This is a genomic window from Pedobacter zeae (genome assembly GCF_014196715.1).
Lineage (GTDB): Bacteria > Bacteroidota > Bacteroidia > Sphingobacteriales > Sphingobacteriaceae > Pedobacter > Pedobacter zeae.
Map to the genome: position 1 here is coordinate 138,719 of NZ_JACIEF010000003.1, position 19,558 is coordinate 158,276.

The 19,558-nt window shown below is 40.2% G+C and carries 10 protein-coding genes; 1 reads left to right on the top strand and 9 read right to left on the bottom strand.

Translation table 11 applies throughout. From position 1 onward, the window contains the following. Nucleotides 1–180: 180 nt before the first annotated feature. Nucleotides 181–3,225 carry a glycosyltransferase family 117 protein gene (locus tag GGQ60_RS13600; protein ID WP_183765203.1) on the top strand — a complete coding sequence of 1,015 codons (3,045 nt, stop codon included), beginning with the start codon at nucleotides 181–183 and terminating at the stop codon, nucleotides 3,223–3,225. A gap of 265 nt (nucleotides 3,226–3,490) precedes the next feature. On the opposite strand, the gene GGQ60_RS13605 is transcribed toward GGQ60_RS13600, so the two are convergent. The 9 genes from GGQ60_RS13605 to GGQ60_RS13645 form a co-directional block, all read right to left on the bottom strand. Then, a complete protein-coding gene (locus GGQ60_RS13605; protein ID WP_183765206.1) occupies nucleotides 3,491–4,453 on the bottom strand; it encodes an acetyl-CoA carboxylase carboxyltransferase subunit alpha in 963 nt (320 codons plus the stop codon). A gap of 690 nt (nucleotides 4,454–5,143) precedes the next feature. Beyond that, a complete protein-coding gene (locus tag GGQ60_RS13610; RefSeq protein WP_183765209.1) occupies nucleotides 5,144–6,703 on the bottom strand; it encodes a S10 family peptidase in 1,560 nt (519 codons plus the stop codon). Nucleotides 6,704–6,860: 157 nt separating this feature from the next. Beyond that, nucleotides 6,861–7,262 carry a hypothetical protein gene (locus tag GGQ60_RS13615; RefSeq protein WP_183765212.1) on the bottom strand — a complete coding sequence of 134 codons (402 nt, stop codon included), beginning with the start codon at nucleotides 7,260–7,262 and terminating at the stop codon, nucleotides 6,861–6,863. A gap of 219 nt (nucleotides 7,263–7,481) precedes the next feature. After that, entirely contained in the window at nucleotides 7,482–9,821 is a 2,340-nt protein-coding gene (locus tag GGQ60_RS13620; RefSeq protein ID WP_221235968.1) for a glycoside hydrolase family 20 protein, read from the bottom strand. Between the two features lie 224 nt (nucleotides 9,822–10,045). After that, a complete protein-coding gene (locus GGQ60_RS13625; protein WP_183765215.1) occupies nucleotides 10,046–11,641 on the bottom strand; it encodes a SusD/RagB family nutrient-binding outer membrane lipoprotein in 1,596 nt (531 codons plus the stop codon). A gap of 18 nt (nucleotides 11,642–11,659) precedes the next feature. Then, entirely contained in the window at nucleotides 11,660–14,938 is a 3,279-nt protein-coding gene (locus GGQ60_RS13630) for a SusC/RagA family TonB-linked outer membrane protein (protein ID WP_229685116.1), read from the bottom strand. A 186-nt stretch (nucleotides 14,939–15,124) separates the two neighbouring features. Further along, on the bottom strand, nucleotides 15,125–16,192 hold the full coding sequence (locus GGQ60_RS13635; protein ID WP_183765222.1) for a FecR family protein: 1,068 nt from the start codon (nucleotides 16,190–16,192) through the stop codon (nucleotides 15,125–15,127). Nucleotides 16,193–16,811: 619 nt separating this feature from the next. Continuing rightward, nucleotides 16,812–17,366 carry an RNA polymerase sigma factor gene (locus GGQ60_RS13640; protein WP_183765225.1) on the bottom strand — a complete coding sequence of 185 codons (555 nt, stop codon included), beginning with the start codon at nucleotides 17,364–17,366 and terminating at the stop codon, nucleotides 16,812–16,814. Nucleotides 17,367–17,495: 129 nt separating this feature from the next. Continuing rightward, on the bottom strand, nucleotides 17,496–19,379 hold the full coding sequence (locus GGQ60_RS13645) for an alpha-amylase family glycosyl hydrolase (RefSeq protein ID WP_183765228.1): 1,884 nt from the start codon (nucleotides 19,377–19,379) through the stop codon (nucleotides 17,496–17,498). Nucleotides 19,380–19,558 lie beyond the last annotated feature (179 nt).

The following is a 19,558-nucleotide window of genomic DNA, read 5'->3' on the forward strand; positions in this document are numbered from 1 at the left end:
TTAGCATTCCTGCCTATGGGTTTTTCTTTTAAGAGAGATTAAAATCCTCGATGTGAATAGGCTTAGGCCGTTAAAAATTGTTAAATGAATCCAAAAAATTAACTGTTTTATCGACTAGAATAGTTAATTTCGGCAGCATTTTTATATAAAAACAATTTTAATATCATTATAAACAAACCGATGAATTATTCAAAAGTTAATAATATAGTAGGCTGGATCTGCTTTTTAATTGCTACACTCACTTATGTTTTAACCTTAGAGCCTTCTGCCAGCTTTTGGGATTGCGGTGAATTTATTGCGTCGGCATTTAGAATGCAGGTTGTTCACCAACCAGGCGCCCCGTTATTCTTAATGATACAGCGTTTTTTCTCTATTTTTGCAGGTGGGGATTTAACCAGAATTGCTTACTGGATGAACGTGGGTTCGGCTGTTTCGAGCGGAGCAACTATCTTATTTTTATTTTGGACCATTACCGCATTGGCTAAAAAAACCATTGTTAAAGCTGGCGAAGAACTTACAACCGGGAAACTCATTAGCATCATGGGCGCCGGCGCTGTTGGTGCACTGGCTTATACTTTTTCTGACAGTTTTTGGTTTTCGGCAGTTGAATCGGAGGTTTATGCACAATCGTCATTATTTACTGCGATTGTTTTCTGGGCCATCCTTAAATGGGAAGCACATGCCGATGAGCCAAGAGCCGACCGCTGGTTACTGTTTATAGCCTATATTATGGGCTTATCTATCGGTATCCACTTATTAAACTTATTAACCATCCCTGCACTGGCTTTTGTTTATTATTTCAAAAGAACTGATAAAGCCACAACCGGAGGTATTTTTAAAACCTTAATTGTTGGTATTTTAATTCTGGCTGTAATCCAATACGGTATTATTCAGTACCTGGTTTCGTTTGGCGCATATTTCGACCTGTTTTTTGTAAATACGTTGGGGCTTGGTTTTGGAACCGGTGTTTTATTCTTCGCGATTTTATTAATCGGCGCCCTGGTTTGGGGAATCCGTTATTCGATACAGCACCAAAAGAAATTATTAAACTTAGGTTTACTCTCTGCCGTATTGATCATATTTGGTTATGCATCTTTTTCGATGATTATTATCAGGGCAAAGGCAGATCCGAATTTAAATAACAGTGCACCTAAAGATGCTTTCTCTTTTTTAAGCTACCTCAACCGCGAGCAGTATGGCGACAGGCCATTATTATACGGACCTAATTATAATTCTGAAAGAACAGGGGTAGCTGAAGGCGGAAAAACCATTTGGAGAAAAGGTAAAGACAAATATGAAGTAGCTGGTAGGAAAACCGATTACGAATACAATAACAACACACTATTGCCACGTATGTACAGCGATGATGCCCGGCATGCGGATTTTTACAAAGAATGGATGCACTTAGATGACTCAAAAAACCCTAACCTGGTTGATAATATCGGCTTTTTAGCAAGCTACCAGATCGGTTACATGTACATGCGTTATTTCTTTTGGAACTTTGTTGGCCGCCAGAACGATGAGCAAGGTCAGGGCAGCGGGTTTGAAGGCGAATGGATTAGTGGCATTAAACCTATTGATAGCTGGTTACGTGGTGATCAAAGTCATTTGCCCCCATCAACTGTTGACAATAAAGCATACAACCGTTTCTACTTTTTACCTTTAATAATGGGTATTATTGGTGCTTTATGGCACTTTAAACGCAACCAAAAAGATGCAGGTGTAGTGGGCTTGTTATTCTTCTTTACCGGTATCGCAATTGTATTATACTTAAACCAAAAGCCTCTTGAACCACGTGAAAGGGATTATGCCTACGTAGGCTCTTTTTACGCTTTTGCCATATGGATTGGTTTGGGTGCCTTAGCGCTTAAAGAATGGGTATTTAAGAAAGTAAGTCCAACGGCAGGCGCTATTGGCGCAACGGTTATCGGTTTACTCGCTGCACCGGTTATTATGGCCGAGCAGGGTTGGGATGATCATGACCGTTCTACAAAACTGGTTCCGCACGATATTGCTTTAGATTACCTGCAATCCTGCGCACCTAATGCCATTTTATTTACATACGGCGATAACGATACCTATCCACTTTGGTACATCCAGGAGGTAGAAAATGTACGCCCGGATATACGTATTGTAAACCTGAGTTTGTTTGATACCGACTGGTACATCAATGGCTTACGCCAGAAACAAAACGAATCGGCACCGTTGCCGATTACGATGAAACCTGAGCAATATGTGCAGGGCGAACGCGATGTAATGCCTTATGATGACTATAAACTTGCAGGCAACATCGAATTAAAAAACGTAGTTGACTTATTGTTATCGAACAATGATGGCGATAAAGTAGCTATGCAGGATGGATCGAAATCTAACTTTTTACCAACCAAGAACCTAAAAATTACGGTAGACCCGCAGCAGGTAATCAGTACCGGAACCGTTCCGGCTGCAGATGCTTCTAAAATCACCACCGAAATGGCCTGGAAGTTTAACAAGGGTTATGTTACCAAAGGTACTTTAGCCATGTTCGATATCCTGGCCCATAACAACTGGAAACGCCCGATTTATTTCGCTTCAACCGTACCTTCCGATCAATATAATGGTTTGGATAAGTATTTATATAGCGAAGGTTTAGCTTTGCGCTTATTGCCACTTAAAGCTGACACGACAGCATCTGACGATAAACCAGAGCAGTTAAACACACCTGTACTCTACAACAATGTGATGAATAAATTTAAGTGGGGCAATATGAAAACCGCTAAATATTTAGATCCGCAATCATCAGATGATACTTTCATTTTTACCAATATTTTCAGCAGTTTAACCGGTAGCCTGATTAAAGAAGGCAAAATTGATGAAGCTAAAAAAGTTGTAGATAAATATTTTGCCGTAATGCCAACGGATAAATTCTTCGGCATACGCACGGTGGTAGTAAAATTCTACATGGCCGAAAATTTATATAAACTAGGTGAAACGGCAAGGGCCAATGATATTTTCGAAAAATCTGGCGATTACATCAGTAAGGAATTAAACTACCTGGCCGATATTTCTCAATCAAAAGGTTTAACCGGATCGCAGAATATCCAGACCGGTTTATACTATCTGGACCGAATGATTAAAACGAGTAAAGCTGCTGGTCAGGATAAGTTGAGTGAGAAATTGCAGAAAACATTCAACAGCTTGGAAGGCAGGTTATCGATATTTTTCCCGCAACAAGGTCCGCAATAATAAAAGGGTCTGTAAACACATGAGCAAGCAGCTGCATTAATTTGCAGCTGCTTTTTTTGTTGCTTGAACTACCAAACCGCAAAATAGTTTTACGATTCCATCGTAAAGAAGCGGAAATTGTTTCTAAATCGTAAATACGACCTGCTATTTACACGCTCGTTAGAAACGAGCATGAGCATGATTTTTGAAACCTGAGAGGTTTATAAGCAAAAAAAAATCCTGTTCAGCATTACCGAACAGGATTTAGATTTTATTTTTATTAGGATTATTCGTTTACTACGCCCATTTCACAGAATTTCTCAATTCTTTGCTCAATCATCTTATCGGTTTTTAATTTACCCAAAGCGGCCAAATCTTTTACGATATACTCTTTTAATGTTCTGCCCATCAGTTCCGGATCCTGGTGCGCACCACCTAAAGGCTCAGGAATGATTCCATCAATTAACTTATTACTGAACATATCGTCGGAAGTTAATTTGAGGCATTCGGCAGCTTTTTCTTTAAAATCCCAGCTTCTCCATAAAATAGATGAACAAGACTCAGGCGAAATAACCGAATACCAGGTATGTTCTAACATATAAACTTTATCGCCGATACCGATACCCAAAGCTCCTCCCGATGCACCTTCTCCTACAACGATGCAAATAATAGGCACACGTAAGACAGACATTTCCAATAAGTTTCTGGCAATCGCTTCCCCTTGTCCGCGTTCTTCGGCTTCCAAACCCGGGTAAGCACCCATGGTATCGATAAACGTAATAACCGGTTTATTGAATTTTTCGGCCAGGCGCATTAAACGTAAGGCTTTGCGGTAGCCTTCCGGATTGGCCATACCAAAGTTGCGGTACTGGCGCTCTTTGGTATTTTTACCTTTCTGATGACCAATCACCATTACGGTTTGGCCATTTATAGAAGCAAAACCGCCAATAATTGCTTTATCATCTTTTACCGTTCTATCGCCGTGCATTTCAATAAAATCATCACAGATCATATTGATATAATCAAGGGTTTGCGGACGATCCGGGTGACGGCTCATCTGAACCTTGTTCCAACCGGTTAAATTTTTATATAAGTTGTTGGTAGTTTCATCTAATTTACCATCAAGCTCGTCTAAAGTGGCAGACATATCTACCTTGGTTTTTTCGGCAACTTGCTTAACCTTTTCTATCTGCTGAACTAAGTCGGCAATAGGTTTTTCAAAATCGAATGATGTTTTTATCTGCTGCATAATTGAACCACAAAAATAAGTAATTATTTTTAGTTTGTAACCAACAGTTTTTTGTTTGCGTTTTTACAAGCATAAAATACATCAGCAGGTTAACAGAGGCTTATCATTTGGAAGGCAATCACAGAGATACTCTGGCCTGGTTCCGTCCTGCTCTACCTCCTGCCACGAAAGGCGGCATCCCTACGATCATCCTGGCTTCTGCAACTGTGTAAGGTTTCTGTGCCATTGCCCTCAAATGTGCTGTCATGAACAAAAAAAGATGTCAGGTAAAGCGGGACTAACATTCATTATTGTGCTGCAGCTGCGCTCCTAATAAATTGAAAAGCAATAGCAAAGTGTAGAAAATTCTGTCTGTTTTTGATTTGGAAAGCAATTGCAGTGATACTTTGGCCTGGTTCTGTCCTGCTCTACCTTCTGCCGCGAAGGGCGGCATCCGTACGATCAGGTTTATTTTATCCTGGTTTCTGCAACTATGTAAGGTTTCTTTGTCACCGCCCTCAAATGTACTGTCATGCTGAGGCACGAAGCATCTCGCCCCGATGAAACAGGTGCTTCGTACCTCAGCATGACATGAACAAAAAAAGATGTAAGGTAAAGCAGGACTAACATTCATTATTGTGCTGCAGCTGCGCTCCAAAAAACCTAAAAGAGCCAATAACTTTAAGTCCTGTTTGTTGCCAACGCTAAATCTTAAAACTTAGCTGCCTCACCAGCTTTAGGCAGGGCTTTTTTAATAAATTCGCGAATGTGGTTATTGGCTGTTTTTAAATCATCTTTACGCAGGTACATCATGTGTCCGCTCCGGTAACCTTCCCAGCTCATACGATCCTGAAGTTTACCGGCAGCATCTAACTGCCACATGCTATATTTAGCATTAAAATAATCGCAGGCACCATCATAATAGCCAGATTGTACCAATAAATGCAGGTAAGGATTTTGTGCCATGGCCTGACGGAGGTTATCGCCTGTTTGGTCTCCGGTTTTATCCCAGGGATACACGGAACCGAACATATTGTATTTTAAATCGGTTTTGTAGTTAAGCTCGTTGCGGATATACATGTTAATGGCAGGGGTAAAAGAATGCAGCCAGGATGTTAGCTCTGCATTATAATCCGGACCTTCGCCGGCGGACATTTTATCTATACCGCGGTAGCGCGAATCCAATCGCCCAACTGTAAAACCTTTATCCCTTAACAGTTCTTTCCAGAAAAAATCGGTTGGTACGTTGAGGTTATAATCTAAAATTACCTTTTCAGAAAGTCCCGAATAACGGGCCATTTTAACCGCAATGGCTTTCTTTTTATCCGCACTGAGCATGCCACCCTGCGAAATTGCCGGGATGAGCTCGTTAATGGTAAAAGTTTCTACCTCGGGCAACATTGCTGTTAAATCTTTTCCTTGTAAATCGCTGGCCAGGGCTTTATGGTACCATGCCGTTGCGGCAAAGTAAGGCAAACGCAAAGCTGCATCAACAGGACCGCTCCGTTCAATACCTAATTCGGTTGGCGATACCAGCACCACGCCATTTAAATACATCCACTGGCTGTTCTGCAGCTCTAAAGCAAGGCCCGAAACACGGGTTGTACCATAACTTTCGCCGATTAAAAATTTTGGCGAAGCCCAGCGGTTGTTCCGGGTTACAAAAGTATTGATCCACTCTGCCAGATACTTAATATCGGCGCGTACACCAAAGAATTTATTGGTTGGAATATCTTTGCTCACCGCCCGCGAATACCCTGTATTAACCGGATCGATGTAAACAATGTCGGCCACGTCTAAAATAGAATATGGATTTTCTTTATAACCGTAAGGCTGTACCGGATAACCCTCATCATCAATATTTAACACCACGGGGCCGGTATAGGCGATATGCATCCATACTGAAGCCGAGCCTGGCCCACCATTGAAAGAAATGACCAAAGGCCTTTTATCGCGGTTTTGAACATCACTGCGTTCGTAATAGGTGTAAAATAAGCCTGCAATTGGTTTTCCGTCTTCATCCCATACAGGAAGTGTACCTGTGATGGCCTTGTAAGGCACCGCCTTACCATCAATATTTACAGAATGATTGGTAACCACCGAGCTTTCTACCTTGATAAGCCTTTCATTAGCTGAGGGTTTCGCTTCATCTTTAACTGTAACCTGCGTAGTGGTTACCGTTTCTTTGGATTGGCTTTTATTCGGTCCGGGTTGCGCATATGCCAAAGCGCTTACGCTTAAACATGTAGCGAGTATTAATTTGAATTTCATTGTTTTGATTTGGTTCCTAAATATCAAACTATTGTGGCGTTTATCAAAAAAGCGCATTAGAAATGTTACCATAAAAAAACCAGCAAGTTTTTAGCCCTGCCGGTTTTGCAAAAAACTGCCGCAATGAAGCAGTAGACTCTTTATTTAAGCTCGCAACTTAAATTACAACCGCTTCTGCACTTGCATCTCCAATCTGCCAGCCTATAGTTGGGTTTCCGGTAACCAATACATGTACAAAATATTCATAATAAGACCCGGCCTTGTAACCTTCAAAAGTATCGGCATAAATTGGACCTGAGGAGTGAGACACCGATGTTAGCGGAACATTGCCCTCTCCCTGTATGCTTACCGTAATGCTGGAATAAACCTGTCCCGTGGTATACTGAAGTGTTGCCACTGCAGACAGGCCGTTACTGGTAGTGAAATTTTTTGTAACTGTTACTATACCCCTACGCATAACCTTTTTAGGAGAAAGGGTTACCCTTCCGGGTGTAAAACTACTGAACAGGCAAACTGTAACAGCTAAAGAAGCCACGAGTAAAGCAATTGTTTTTTTCATTTTCTTTTGTTTAAATGGGTTAACTATTATTAAAAATTATGATGTATAGCGCCAGAAAATACAACTACAACCTTTCGTAGAGATAAAAGTTAATAACCGCTAATTACGGGTGATATAGTTGCCTGTTAATTAAAGATAATGCTTTATGGAAAAGATATTTCCCCAAATCTACACGCAAACGTTTGACTGATAAGCAAATACCAGACTACAAAGAATCTATCACTTTAATTCCCGAATCTCATTGTCTGACAGGACCCTGTTCCAAATTTGTAATTCGTCTAACTTTCCTTTAAATCCACCCACTGTTTGAAGCGGGAAGAACAAAGTTTCCGATTTACGCATTTTCGTTTTGTCTTTATCTGTAAACACAACCCAGTTATCGTACAATCGCTTTTCGGGTTTGCCATTTACATAAAGGCTGGTGCCCTTATTGGTTCCGGTTATCACGATATGTGTCCACCTATTTTCAGGTACGGCATAGCCAAAATCAATATCATAACCTTCTCTTGAAAAGCCAAGTTTGCCGGTACCTGTCTGTCTTAATTTTACAGTGGCGTTAGGCGATCTGAATAATACTGCATCATCCAAATTGTTATTGGCAGGGTTTATCCAAAACGAAATGGTATAATTATAGCCTATTTCTGTGTATGGTAAACTGGCATAACTATCTTTTCCTGAAAATGACAAGGCATTTTTTGAATATCCTTCCAAGTAAACTGCTCCCCTGGTTTTAATCTGATGATCTTTTTGATCAAAGTTAAGCCGGACTGTAAATGGCGCATCGTTTCTAGATAACTTTCCCCTTATATTTAGGGAAGGGCCTTCTCCTATTTTTTTACTCAGAGCATTAAAATCGTCGAACTTTAAAGTCGTGTTACTGCCGCCCCACATCTTTTGTGATAATACCTGCATGGCAGGGAATACCCTGTTGTGTACATCTTTCTCCGTAATGCCATTGCCTACAATATCATTCCATACCGCAAAAGACCCACCTAATATAGTTGGATCGCCAGGTTTAAACTGAACATTGCCTATCATAGAGGGTGTCCATTTGTTATAAAGATTTTTAATATTCAGATAATCGTAATAATAGCCGGCCGCAGGTACAATATACAACCACCCATCTGGAGTGCTGATTTGCTTATAGCCCAGTTTTTTCATTTCAACAGGATTGGCATAGCCATTATACCAGGTATTCATCACTACATCTTTAACTTTTACAGGTGTAGTGCCTTTGGCATGTGTTAATGCTCCCCAAAGCCTAACCTCTTTTCCAAAACTTTCTACATGCTTAATCATGCGATCGGTAAAAGCCCGAAAAGCCTCTGCGTCTTTTTTAGCATATTCATCTGTACCGATGTGAACCGCCTTACCGGTAAATACCGGCGTACTGCCAGAAATATACTCTTTAAATATATTTTCCATAACGGTATAACTAAGCGGATTATGCAAATCGAGATGGTCCATACCATACGCCTTACTGCCAATTTCGGGAACCACTTTGGTAAAGGCCAATGCATGTGCCGGTGCATCGATTTCCGGAACAATACGAACGGCATAGTCATCAGCCAGCTGTTGCAATGCGATAAATTCCTTTTTACTATAAGATCCATCTTTTGCGGTTAATCCTGGATAGGTTGTATTTTCTAAACGGAAAGCCGAATAGGTATCGGACCAATTATCGTTGAAATATTTTTTAAAACCATTATCATTTAAGTGGATCTGAAAATCGTTCAATTTGTAATAAGACATAAATTTCACATAATCTCTTAAAAACTGCAGGCTAAAGAACTTGCGCCCCACATCCAGCACAAAACCACGCACTTTAAATTCTGGATAATCTCTTGCCGATCCTTTCGGAATAACATTTTTCTGCTCCAACAGTTGCAGCAAGGTTCTCGTTCCCCAGAATAATCCCTGATAGTTTACGGCACTAATGGCAATATACTCATCTGTATTAAAGTAATAGCCTTCTTCGCCAATGCTTTTGTCTTTTGCATTTAAGGTTAAAAAAATGTCCCCTTTCTTAGGCTTACCTTTTGCAATTGACAGGTTAATACCTACCTGGTCTTTCAGCTCTTGTTTTAATATACGTGCAGCGCTTTGCAACTGTTTTTCATTCGCTGTATTCAAAACTATTCTGCTGGTTGCGGTTAAAGAAAAATTGCCTTTACCGCCATGCCATTCCCGTAAAGCGGGGATTACAAAAGGCTGTGGGTTAACCCCTCCATCCGAGAATTTTCCAGGCACCATGATCTGTTTAGACACATCGTACTTTATCGAATCGCTAAGCTCACTGATCAACTCGAAATATAAGCTCACATTTGTTGCAACCAGGGGGATAGTTATGTTTCCGGATCCATCAATAATGGGTTCGCGGTTACTCCCCTTAAATACCAACGAATAACCTTTGGGGCTTTGGGGGAAAATAACTTTCTTATCGCCAACCCTTATTTCTTTAATATCAGGTACGGATTGAATAACCGTACTGTCGGTTTGACCGAATAAAAGACTTTGGCTGACAACAACAAAAGCAATGGTAATCAGAATGCTTTTCATGTGTAAATGGTGAATGGTTATAATTGGTGTTTAGGTTATTCCGTTAAGCACATTACAGTTTTAATGCTGAAAATAATGTGCTTATGAGTTAAAGATAAACTAAACTTCTTTATACATTCAAGCAAGTTTTGCGCAAACGTTTGATGAAAATACAACAGAAAATAATGAAACAAAAAAGCCGACACTGCATAAGCAATGTCGGCCAGTAACCGGGATGATATAAATTATTTATCCCACCAAACCCTACCGGTCAGATTATCTCCGCCTGGTACAGCTGCAGAAGCGGCCTTGTAGTTAACACCATTCTTGGTTGCCTCTTCTACTGGATACGGGAAACGGCGGGGAATAGTTCCATTGGTAGCATTTCCGGGGTAAACCACAGGGTTTAGTGCCGGGAAACCTGACCTGCGCCAATTAGACCAGGTTTCGTAAAAATCTAACATGGTACATGTATGCAACCAGTATTGGGTATTGATCATTTCTAATCCGTTTGCTGGAATATACGGATTGGCGATAGCGTAGGCATCGGCTATTGTGCCCGATATGGCCAGGCTAGCGTCGTATTGTGATAAAAAAGTAATACCGGCAGATAAACCATTGGCATAATGAGCCGCCGCAGATCCGCCGATTGCCCATCTTTGTGCTGCTTCTGCCAATAACAATTCACTTTCGGTATAGGTTAAGATAAAAGTTACCCCGTCTTTCTTAATCATTGCCGGGTTTGGTGATGAATAAGCAGCAAAAGTGGTATAGGAAGCATCTTGCCTGATATCTCTGCCTGCTATACCGCTCAGGTCTTTTCCATTAGGCATTCCTTTTTGTAAAAGCGGATCGGAACTGTAATTAGGATTTTGTGTTTTACTGTTTTCATCAAGATAAAGACCTGTAACCGCAACTTTCCCTAAACGTGGATCGTTCGCTGTTTTTAATTTATTAATAAATGTCTGCGACCACTTCACATAATAATTTTCTTGTCCGCCATCTCCGGCCAGCACCTGACTATTACGATTCTGGGTTACTCTTGCACCTGATACATCATGTTTAACAAGGGCATTATCATCGTTACTGATCATCGTTTTACCAATAACTTTTTGAGCATAGGCCTTAGCCGTATTTTCATCTACTTTGGTTAAACGCATGGCTATACGTAACAATAATGTATTTCCAAACCTTTTCCATTTATTGATATCTCCTTTGTAAATGGCATCTCCTGTAACCTTATCTCCATTAACATCCAATGCGTTTGTTGCTTCTTCTACTTCTTTTAATAAATCGGTATAAATTGCCTGTTGTTTATCATATTTAGGGGCTAAATTGCCTGTATAATAACCTTGCCCTGCTTCCGAATACGGTGTATCGCCATATAAATCTGTAATACGTTCAAAGATCAGCGCTTTCCACAACCTGGCCACCTGCCGAACGTTATTATATTTAGGAGATCCTTTTGTAAACTCAACAATATCTACAATCGGTTTCACCTGCTCTACGTAGGCCCCAACAGTGGTGCTGCCCCAGTATGCTGCGGTGTAACCCTCATTAAGTAAATATTTATCCCCTGCCCAATAACTCAGCACGGTAGAAAGTCCCTGCATCATGGTTGATGAATAAATGAGGTTTCCTCTCCAGGTATCGTAAGCGAAATCGATACTCCCGGTGTAAGTAAGCTGAGCAGTGGTTAAAGTATAATTGGGATCAAAAGTTGCCGCTCCATATGCAGAAGGGTTGGTATTGATATCCTCGAAATTTTTGGTACAACCCGAGATCATTAAAGTGCCGATACAAAGTAACAGGCTATATTTTTTTAATATGTTTGTTTTCATTGTTCTTTCTGTTTAAAATTAAAGCTTAACACTAAGGTTTACACCAAACGTTCTAACCGGCGGTACACCCCCCAGTTCCAATCCCGGAAAAGTAGCATTGTAACTCGATTCAGGGTCGATATTATCCGTCTTTTTCATCAGGATAAATAAGTTGCGGCCAACAAGACTTACATTTAATCCATGTATCTTGTTATTGAACATTTTGGCAGGAAAGTTATACCCCAGGGTCATCTGTCTGAACTTTATGAAACTGGCATCCTGTACAAATTTATTTGACACGTTATCTGCAGAAAGCTGATAATAAGCTGCAGCAGTATTTCCTAAAGCCTCACGGTTTTCAAGTGTGGCCTGGTGTAACCCAAATACGTAGCCATAATAATCGGTAGCTGAAAATAATTTTCCGCCCCATTTACCATCAATCAGAAATGATAATGTTGCCCCTTTATAATTAAACTCGTTATTCCAGCCGGCAAACCATTTATTATAGGCAGAGCCATATGCAACAAGATCTCCACGTTGGGGGGCACCGTTTGCGCCGAGCATGATATTGCCAGATGCATCGTGCTTATAATCATAAGCCATTACCTGAGAGGCTGCTTTGCCCGGAATATTCTGTAAAAAGCCAACCCCAGATCTTGAGGTGGCAATAAGATTTGAAGTCACACCATCTGCGAGCGAGATTACTTTGTTATCGTTATACGATCCGTTTAAAGAAGAAGTCCATACGAAATCTTTGTTTTTTACTACCTGACCAGACAGCAACAGCTCCACCCCTTTATTTTCTATTTTGCCCGAGTTCAACACCGCACCACTATAACCTGTTGAGGTAGATGTGGTTACAAAAGTAATTTCATCTTTAGATATTTTTTTGTACCAGGTAAAATCAAGGTTTAAACGGTCTCCAAAGAAGCGCATTTCCGTTCCGATCTCCAATTCTGATGCTTTTGAAGCCTTTAATGCAGAATTAGGAATATTTACATTCGAAATGGTACCCAATGGCAATCCGTTCAAAACCTCACTTCTCAAACTATAGGTCAACAAAGTTTGATAAGGATCAGTGGCCTGGCCAACTACCGCGTAACCTGCCCTAACTTTACCAAAGCTTAAGAATGATGGTTTCCAAACTTCTGAAAAAACAAATGAACCACTAATGGAAGGATAAACCACATTCAACTTATTGTCTTTACCAGGTGTTGCCAGTGTAGAAAACCAGTCGGTACGTCCGCTACCGGTTAAATACAAAATATCTTGATAGGCAAGTTCAAGTGTACCGTATACCGATTGCGTTTCGGCTTCGGATGTGACATAAGCCACTGATTTATTTTTAGCATTTAAAATGTTGTAAACACCTGCTACGGCAAAATCGGTACCACTATTGGTCGTTTGAGTTATATTTGTTCTGCGGTAACTGCCACCAATATTTGGCGTGATCGAGAAATCTTCGTCTACTTTAAAGGGCTTGCCGATTAATACATCGACGTTAACATCTGCAAATTTGGTTGCCTGCTCTACAATTTTACCTGGAGCATAATAAGCTGTACCTGAAGGCACTACATTTTTATAGGTGTCATTATAAGCATCACGACCTGCACGGCCTTGTAAAAACAAACCATTATCAAAAGTATAGCGGGCATTAAAAGAGCTGATCAAACGTTCGCGTTTGGTATCGTTTACAAATTCGTTTGCCGCAAACCATGGATTGGTGGCATAGGCATTGCCTTTATTGTACTGAATTTCATTTCCATTTGCATCTTTCCATGGATCGAGGTTTTTTACACTTACACTGGTTGGTAAAAAAGCCACATTATAATTGGCATTACCTGCACCATCTGATACCATCGGCCTGTTTTTGGCCTGCTCCAGAATGTAATTCATGCGGGCATCAATGGTTAAGCGTTTAATTGGGTTAAAGGTACCTACCAGGTTAAAAGATTGCCTGTTTAAACCAGAATTAGGCACAACAGAAGTATTGTGTACATCGTTGGCAGATAACCGGATAGAGCCGCCATCAAAACTTTTATTTAAAGCCAGGGTGTTAGACCATGTGCCTCCGGTGCGGTAGAAATCTTCGATATTATTTTTCTGTGCAGTATAAGGCCTGCTTACCCCATCAAACTGAACCACGTTAGATCCATCTAACCTGGCACCCCAGCTCGATCCACCAACCTGTGCAGCAGCAGCGGCATCAGTTGGCTTTACACCATTGGCGCCCTGTCCGTAAACGTACTGCCAGTTGGTTCTGTCCATTACTTGCTCTGCAACGTAATTGGTATTAAATTCGATGCTATTGCCTTTTCCGCTTTTGGTGGTGATCAGAATTACCCCTGCTTTTGCACGGTAACCATATAATGCTGCCGCCGCAGCACCTTTAAGTACTGAAATACTTTCAATATCATCCGGATTTAAATTTCCAACCGCATCCCCAAAATCAGGTGCATTATCATATTGGCTACCAGAGTTGCCATTGGCATTTAGGTTATTTAAACCTACCGGTTTATTTTCCATCGGTACACCATTAATTACATATAAGGGCTGGTTGGTTTGGCTTAAGCTGGAAACCCCGCGAATGGTTACGCTGGTTGCTGCGCCAGCACCTCTTGATGTGGAACTGATATCTAAACCGGCCACTTTACCTACTAAAGAGTTGGCTACATTATTTTCTCTGGCCTGCGTTAACGTTTCGCCACTTACCTGTGTAACCGAATAACCTAATGCTCTTCTTTCTTTTTTGATACCCAACGCGGTAACCACTACATCAGTAAGCTGTTTGGTATCCTCTGCGAGTACGATATCGATACTGTTTTGCGTGCCTATAGCGATTTCCCTGGTCTGAAAACCTGCATAAGAAACCACCAAAACTGCATTTTCGGGGGCATTTAATACGAATTTCCCATTTATATCGGTAGAAGTGCCAATACCCGTTCCTTTAACCCTCACACTTGCCCCGGGTAAAGCCCCTCCAAGGGCATCTTTTACGGTTCCGCTAATAGGTACTTCTTTATTTTTGCTGATTACGATTAAGCCGCCTTCAGAAACAGAATATTTCAGGTTCGTTCTGTTTAAAATGGCTGCCAGCACATCCGTAACCAAAGTATTGGTTACCGTAATGCTTACGTCTTTATTTACCGGAACGTAAGAAGAACTGTAAACAAAATGGTAACTGCTCTGCTGTTCAATAATCTGTAAAACCCTGGCTAGCTTTGTTTTTTTAACATCTAAAGAAATTTTTTCCTGAGAAAAAACCGATGCCGAAACATTAAGACAGGTAATGAAAACCATAATACAGGCTAGTTTCATTAGCATAATGAATTTTAGAAGCGCTTTATATTTTGGGCGCCCTTGCAGTAAGTAATAATAAATCATATTTTTGTTTTTTTTGGTTGCATAAAGTTCTTGGCAGCAATCTGTTTGCGCATAAACTGCCATTAATTAATCAAAAGAGAAATTGTTAAGGGCGGTGCTCCAACACCGTCCTTTTTCTTCCTATTTCGAGATGGTTACCTGTTTTCCTTTTATCTCATATTTAAAATTATTTTCAGCTGCTTTTAAAGCATGTAAAACTTCTTCGATGCTTTCGTTTGTAATGGTTGCCGTAAAACGGTATTTTTCTATTGAGGGATCTGTAAATTTAATTTCAACGTTATACCATTTTTCTAAAACATTCTTAACCTCATCAAAATCCTGATCGTAAATTTCGATCCGGTTCTGTGTCCAGGCTGTTTCTACAATGGTGCTGTCTTTAATCTTTGTGTAATGGTTAATGGTAATTTCGGGCCTTAAAGTAGCATGCTTAAGCAATTTACTTTTCTGCTGCTGAACCACACTCTTATAAAAAGTAACTTTCTCACTGGGTTTTAAGGTAATGGTTCCACCGTTACCATTTACCCCTTCCATTGTAATTAGGCCACGGATTAAAGTGGCTTCTGATGTTGTTTCATCAGGATAAGCCTTTACGTTAAAAGCGGTACCCAATACATTGATGTTAAAATCGGTTGTATGCACTTTAAAAGGTTTGTTTTTATCATGAGCCACATCAAAAAAAGCCTCCCCTGTTAAGGTAACTTCTCTGTATTGATCGTTAAAACCTCTGGTAACCTGTAAAGTGCTTTTGGCATTTAGGAGTACTGTAGTTCCATCCTGGAGCTTAATTTTTTTACGCTCGCCGCTTTTTGTGGTAAAGGTATAAACCTCCTGCGCAGCATTTCCTGTATTGTTGTGCTTAAAGTATGTGTTATAAACCAATACTGAACCAAGCACTACAACTAATGCCGCCGCAATTTTAAGCCACAAATAACGGTTCAGTTTAACCACTTTCTCTTCAGGAAACATACTTCCCCTTAAAATCTCGGTCTGTTTATTTAATGGGCGTTTATTCCCGCTCAATATCACGTAAAGTTTTTTTGCTTCTCCAATTACTGCAGCCTGCTCGGGGTGGGCATTAATGTACTTTTCCCAATATCCAATGCAAAGCTTATCGGTCCCGGCACAATATTGCTGGAAAGTGCTATCGACAAGAAAATCTTCTGCATTGAATTTACTTCTATCAACCATTATCATTTGCCTTTTATATATCAGTGTCCAAAAGCTTTACTTTTTCCTAAGAAAATTTTAACTTTTTTTTAATGTGGCGAAATATGTGCCCTGAAAGTGGATTTAATAAAGAAATTTAATTTGCAGAAATGCAGATTAAAAGATACAAAGGAGTTGATCCGCTCCCGGTTCAAGCGGTTTTATATTTTTTGGAAAGCAATTACAGAAGCGTTTGGCTGTGATAGTCCTGCTATCCGCTTTATCTCACTGCGTTCGATGTCCGCTTCTATCAGGTTTAGGTGGCGCAGCCTGTCTTACTATTTGAGGTTGCAGGGTGCAGAACAGGCACCAGGAGCACAAAGCCTCCTATTCCTAAACCCGGTAGTAACGAAAATCCTTTTTATTGCTTAAAACAATATTTAACTATACCGTTTATCTGCAATAAAAAGATTGGAGTGGATAACGGGACTACAGCACCTACGGAGCTTGGAATGTTCGTTTTCAAAATATAAAACCCAACTATTAAAATAGCAATTGCTGCAAACGGAAGGCTTACAAAAGTTTTTAGATAAATTAAAGTAACCGTTAAAAGCTCTCTCTATTCTGCTGCGCTGCAATCGGGATAACGAAATGCGGAGATTTACGCATTAAATTCTTTCCTCAGGATTTTAAGCGCATCGTAAATGGTATTATATGCCGTTTTTATGGTCTGGTTGCTTTGTTCGGCAATCTGCTCATAGCTTAAACCTTCAAAAAATTTTAAATGGATGAGCTGTTTTTGCTTAAAGGTGAGTTTTTCCAATGCATTTTTGAGCTGATGCTGAACCAGTTCGTCGCTTTGCACCTTAACAATAAACTCTTCGTAGCTCATTTCCATCCAATCGCCATCGGCCCCGGCATTAAAAAGCGCATCGTTAATTTTACGCTTTCTTTCTAATATTCTGAGCAATTTGCGCTTAAGAAAGGTCCGAAGGTAGGCCTCAACATGATCTACACGGGTTAGGCTTTCGTGTTTCTCCCAAATGGTGGTAAAAACAAGATCTGTAGCTTCACTGGCAGTATCGGCATCGGCACAAACCCTGATACCGAAATTGACGAGCGGGTAATAAAGCGCTGCGTACAGATCAAAAAACGCATCTTTATCGCCAATCCGTAACCGTTCCCATAATAAGTGATGCGTTAGTTTACTGCTCATTAACCTGTTAGTTGTTATCACAATATTAACTAAAAACAACAAGATTATACCTGCAGATTGTTGAATCTAAAAAAAAACTCCCAGGTTTCGAAAACCTGAGAGGTAGACATTACTTTTGAGAGGTAGACATTACTTTAAAGCCGTTTTACTGTAAATATGATATTCACCCGGCGACAGCGTTCTGTTATAACTATTAGAGGCAAGGTTAATACTGCTTCCGACCGCATCTACCCAAACTCCCGACGAACCAAAATCAATATTGGCCGTCTGGCTCACTACATCAAAATTGCCTACTACTACAACGGTATTTGCACCTTCTGTTAATCTGATGTATTTAATTCCCCCGGTAAGACTATAAGCAGAGTTTGCTGAATTAAAAATACTGTTGTTCTTTTTCAGCCTGATAAACCTGGCATAAGCATCGTACAAAGCTTTACGGTCCGGATCTGCGTAATAATCCCACTTAATGGGCTTTTCTCCTGTTCTTCCATTAAAATCGATGTTAATATCGTAACCCAGTTCTCCAAACTGCCAGATCATCTTTGGCCCGGGAATGCTGAAGAGGAAAGCCGCGGCCAATTCTTCCCTTTTTAATGAGGTGGCCAGATTCCCCTTAATCATATAATTACCTGATCCATTGCCATAGCTGATATTTTTAAAATTCAACCTTTCCTCATCATGACTCTCAGCATAGCCAACTAAATTCTCTGATTTGGTAAAACCATGATTGGCATAAAAACCCCACTGAAAATCAGAATTATCTAACCAACCCATGGTTGCTTCGTTCATGTTGTAATTCATGTTGTTCCAAAGCATCATGCCATCATCGGCCAAAACTTTTTCTTCTGATTCTTCGGCAAAATGTTCTAAAATCACATAAAAACTGGGATCTAAACTTTTGATGTAACCGTTATAATCTTTCCAGATGGCGATACGACCGGCATCGTATAACCTGAACTGTGCATCACTGGTTGATGCTTTCTGAGTAAACCCTTTGGAAAGATCGAAACGGAAGCCATCAATTTTATATTGCTGCATCCAAAATTTCATTACATCTTTCGAGAATTTTTTGGTGGCCAGGCTTTCATGGTTAAAATCGTAACCCACATTAAAAGGATGTTTGGCATCAACATTAAACCACGGGCTATTTGCAGTAGGTTTTGAACCATCGAAATACAATTGCACCATAGGCGATTGGCCAAAAGAATGATTTAATACCATATCCATAATTACGGCAATGCCACGGCCATGACATTCATCGATAAAATTTTGTAAAGCCGCTTTGGTACCATAATATTTATCGGGAGCAAAATAAAAAGAAGGGTTATAACCCCAGCTTAAATTCCCTTCAAATTCATTTACCGGCATTAGCTCAATGGCGTTGATGCCCAAACCTGTTAAATAATCGAGTTTGGCCAAAGTTGATGCGTAATTATGCCCGGCAGTAAAATCGCGGATAAGCAATTCGTAAATTACCAGGTTATCTTTAGCGGGGCGGGTAAAGCTGGCATTTTTCCAGGTATAAAGTGGCTGATTAGCTTGCATAACACTTACAATTCCTGTTGTTTTACCAGTTGGATAGACTTTTAAATTTGGATACGTTGCTGCAGTAATGTATTTATCGTTATCAGGATCGAGTACTTTTTCGCAATAAGGATCGGCAACCTTTAGGTTTCCATCAACATAAAACTGATAGGCATATTCAGTAGTCGGATTTAGATTATCAACCTGAATCCACCAATAATTTCCATCAGGTGTATTTTTCATGGGTAAGGCAGTGGTAGACCAATCGTTAAATTCACCAATCAATGAAACTGATTTTTTATTGGGTGCATACAAGCTTACAATAGCCGAGGTTCCGTTGTTGATAAACACCACGCCATCTTTAGCGCCTGCAGGTAACGTTGCTGTTTGGGTTAGTGGTGTTGGTTCTAAGCCAGCATCTGTTAATGCTTTTTTACAGGCAGTATTAAACGCTGTTACCAATAGCAACAGGTAGATAATTTTTTTCATTTGGTTAGGGATTTTAATTTATATTATTGCGGGGCAACAAGCAATCTTAAGACGATCGTAGTAATTGCTTCATGACGCGCAATTCTATCAGCCTGTGTCCTCACAGACCGAAATATCATTAATGTGGTTAATGAGCTGTAAACACACAGCCCATTGATATCTTATATTGTGACCTATTT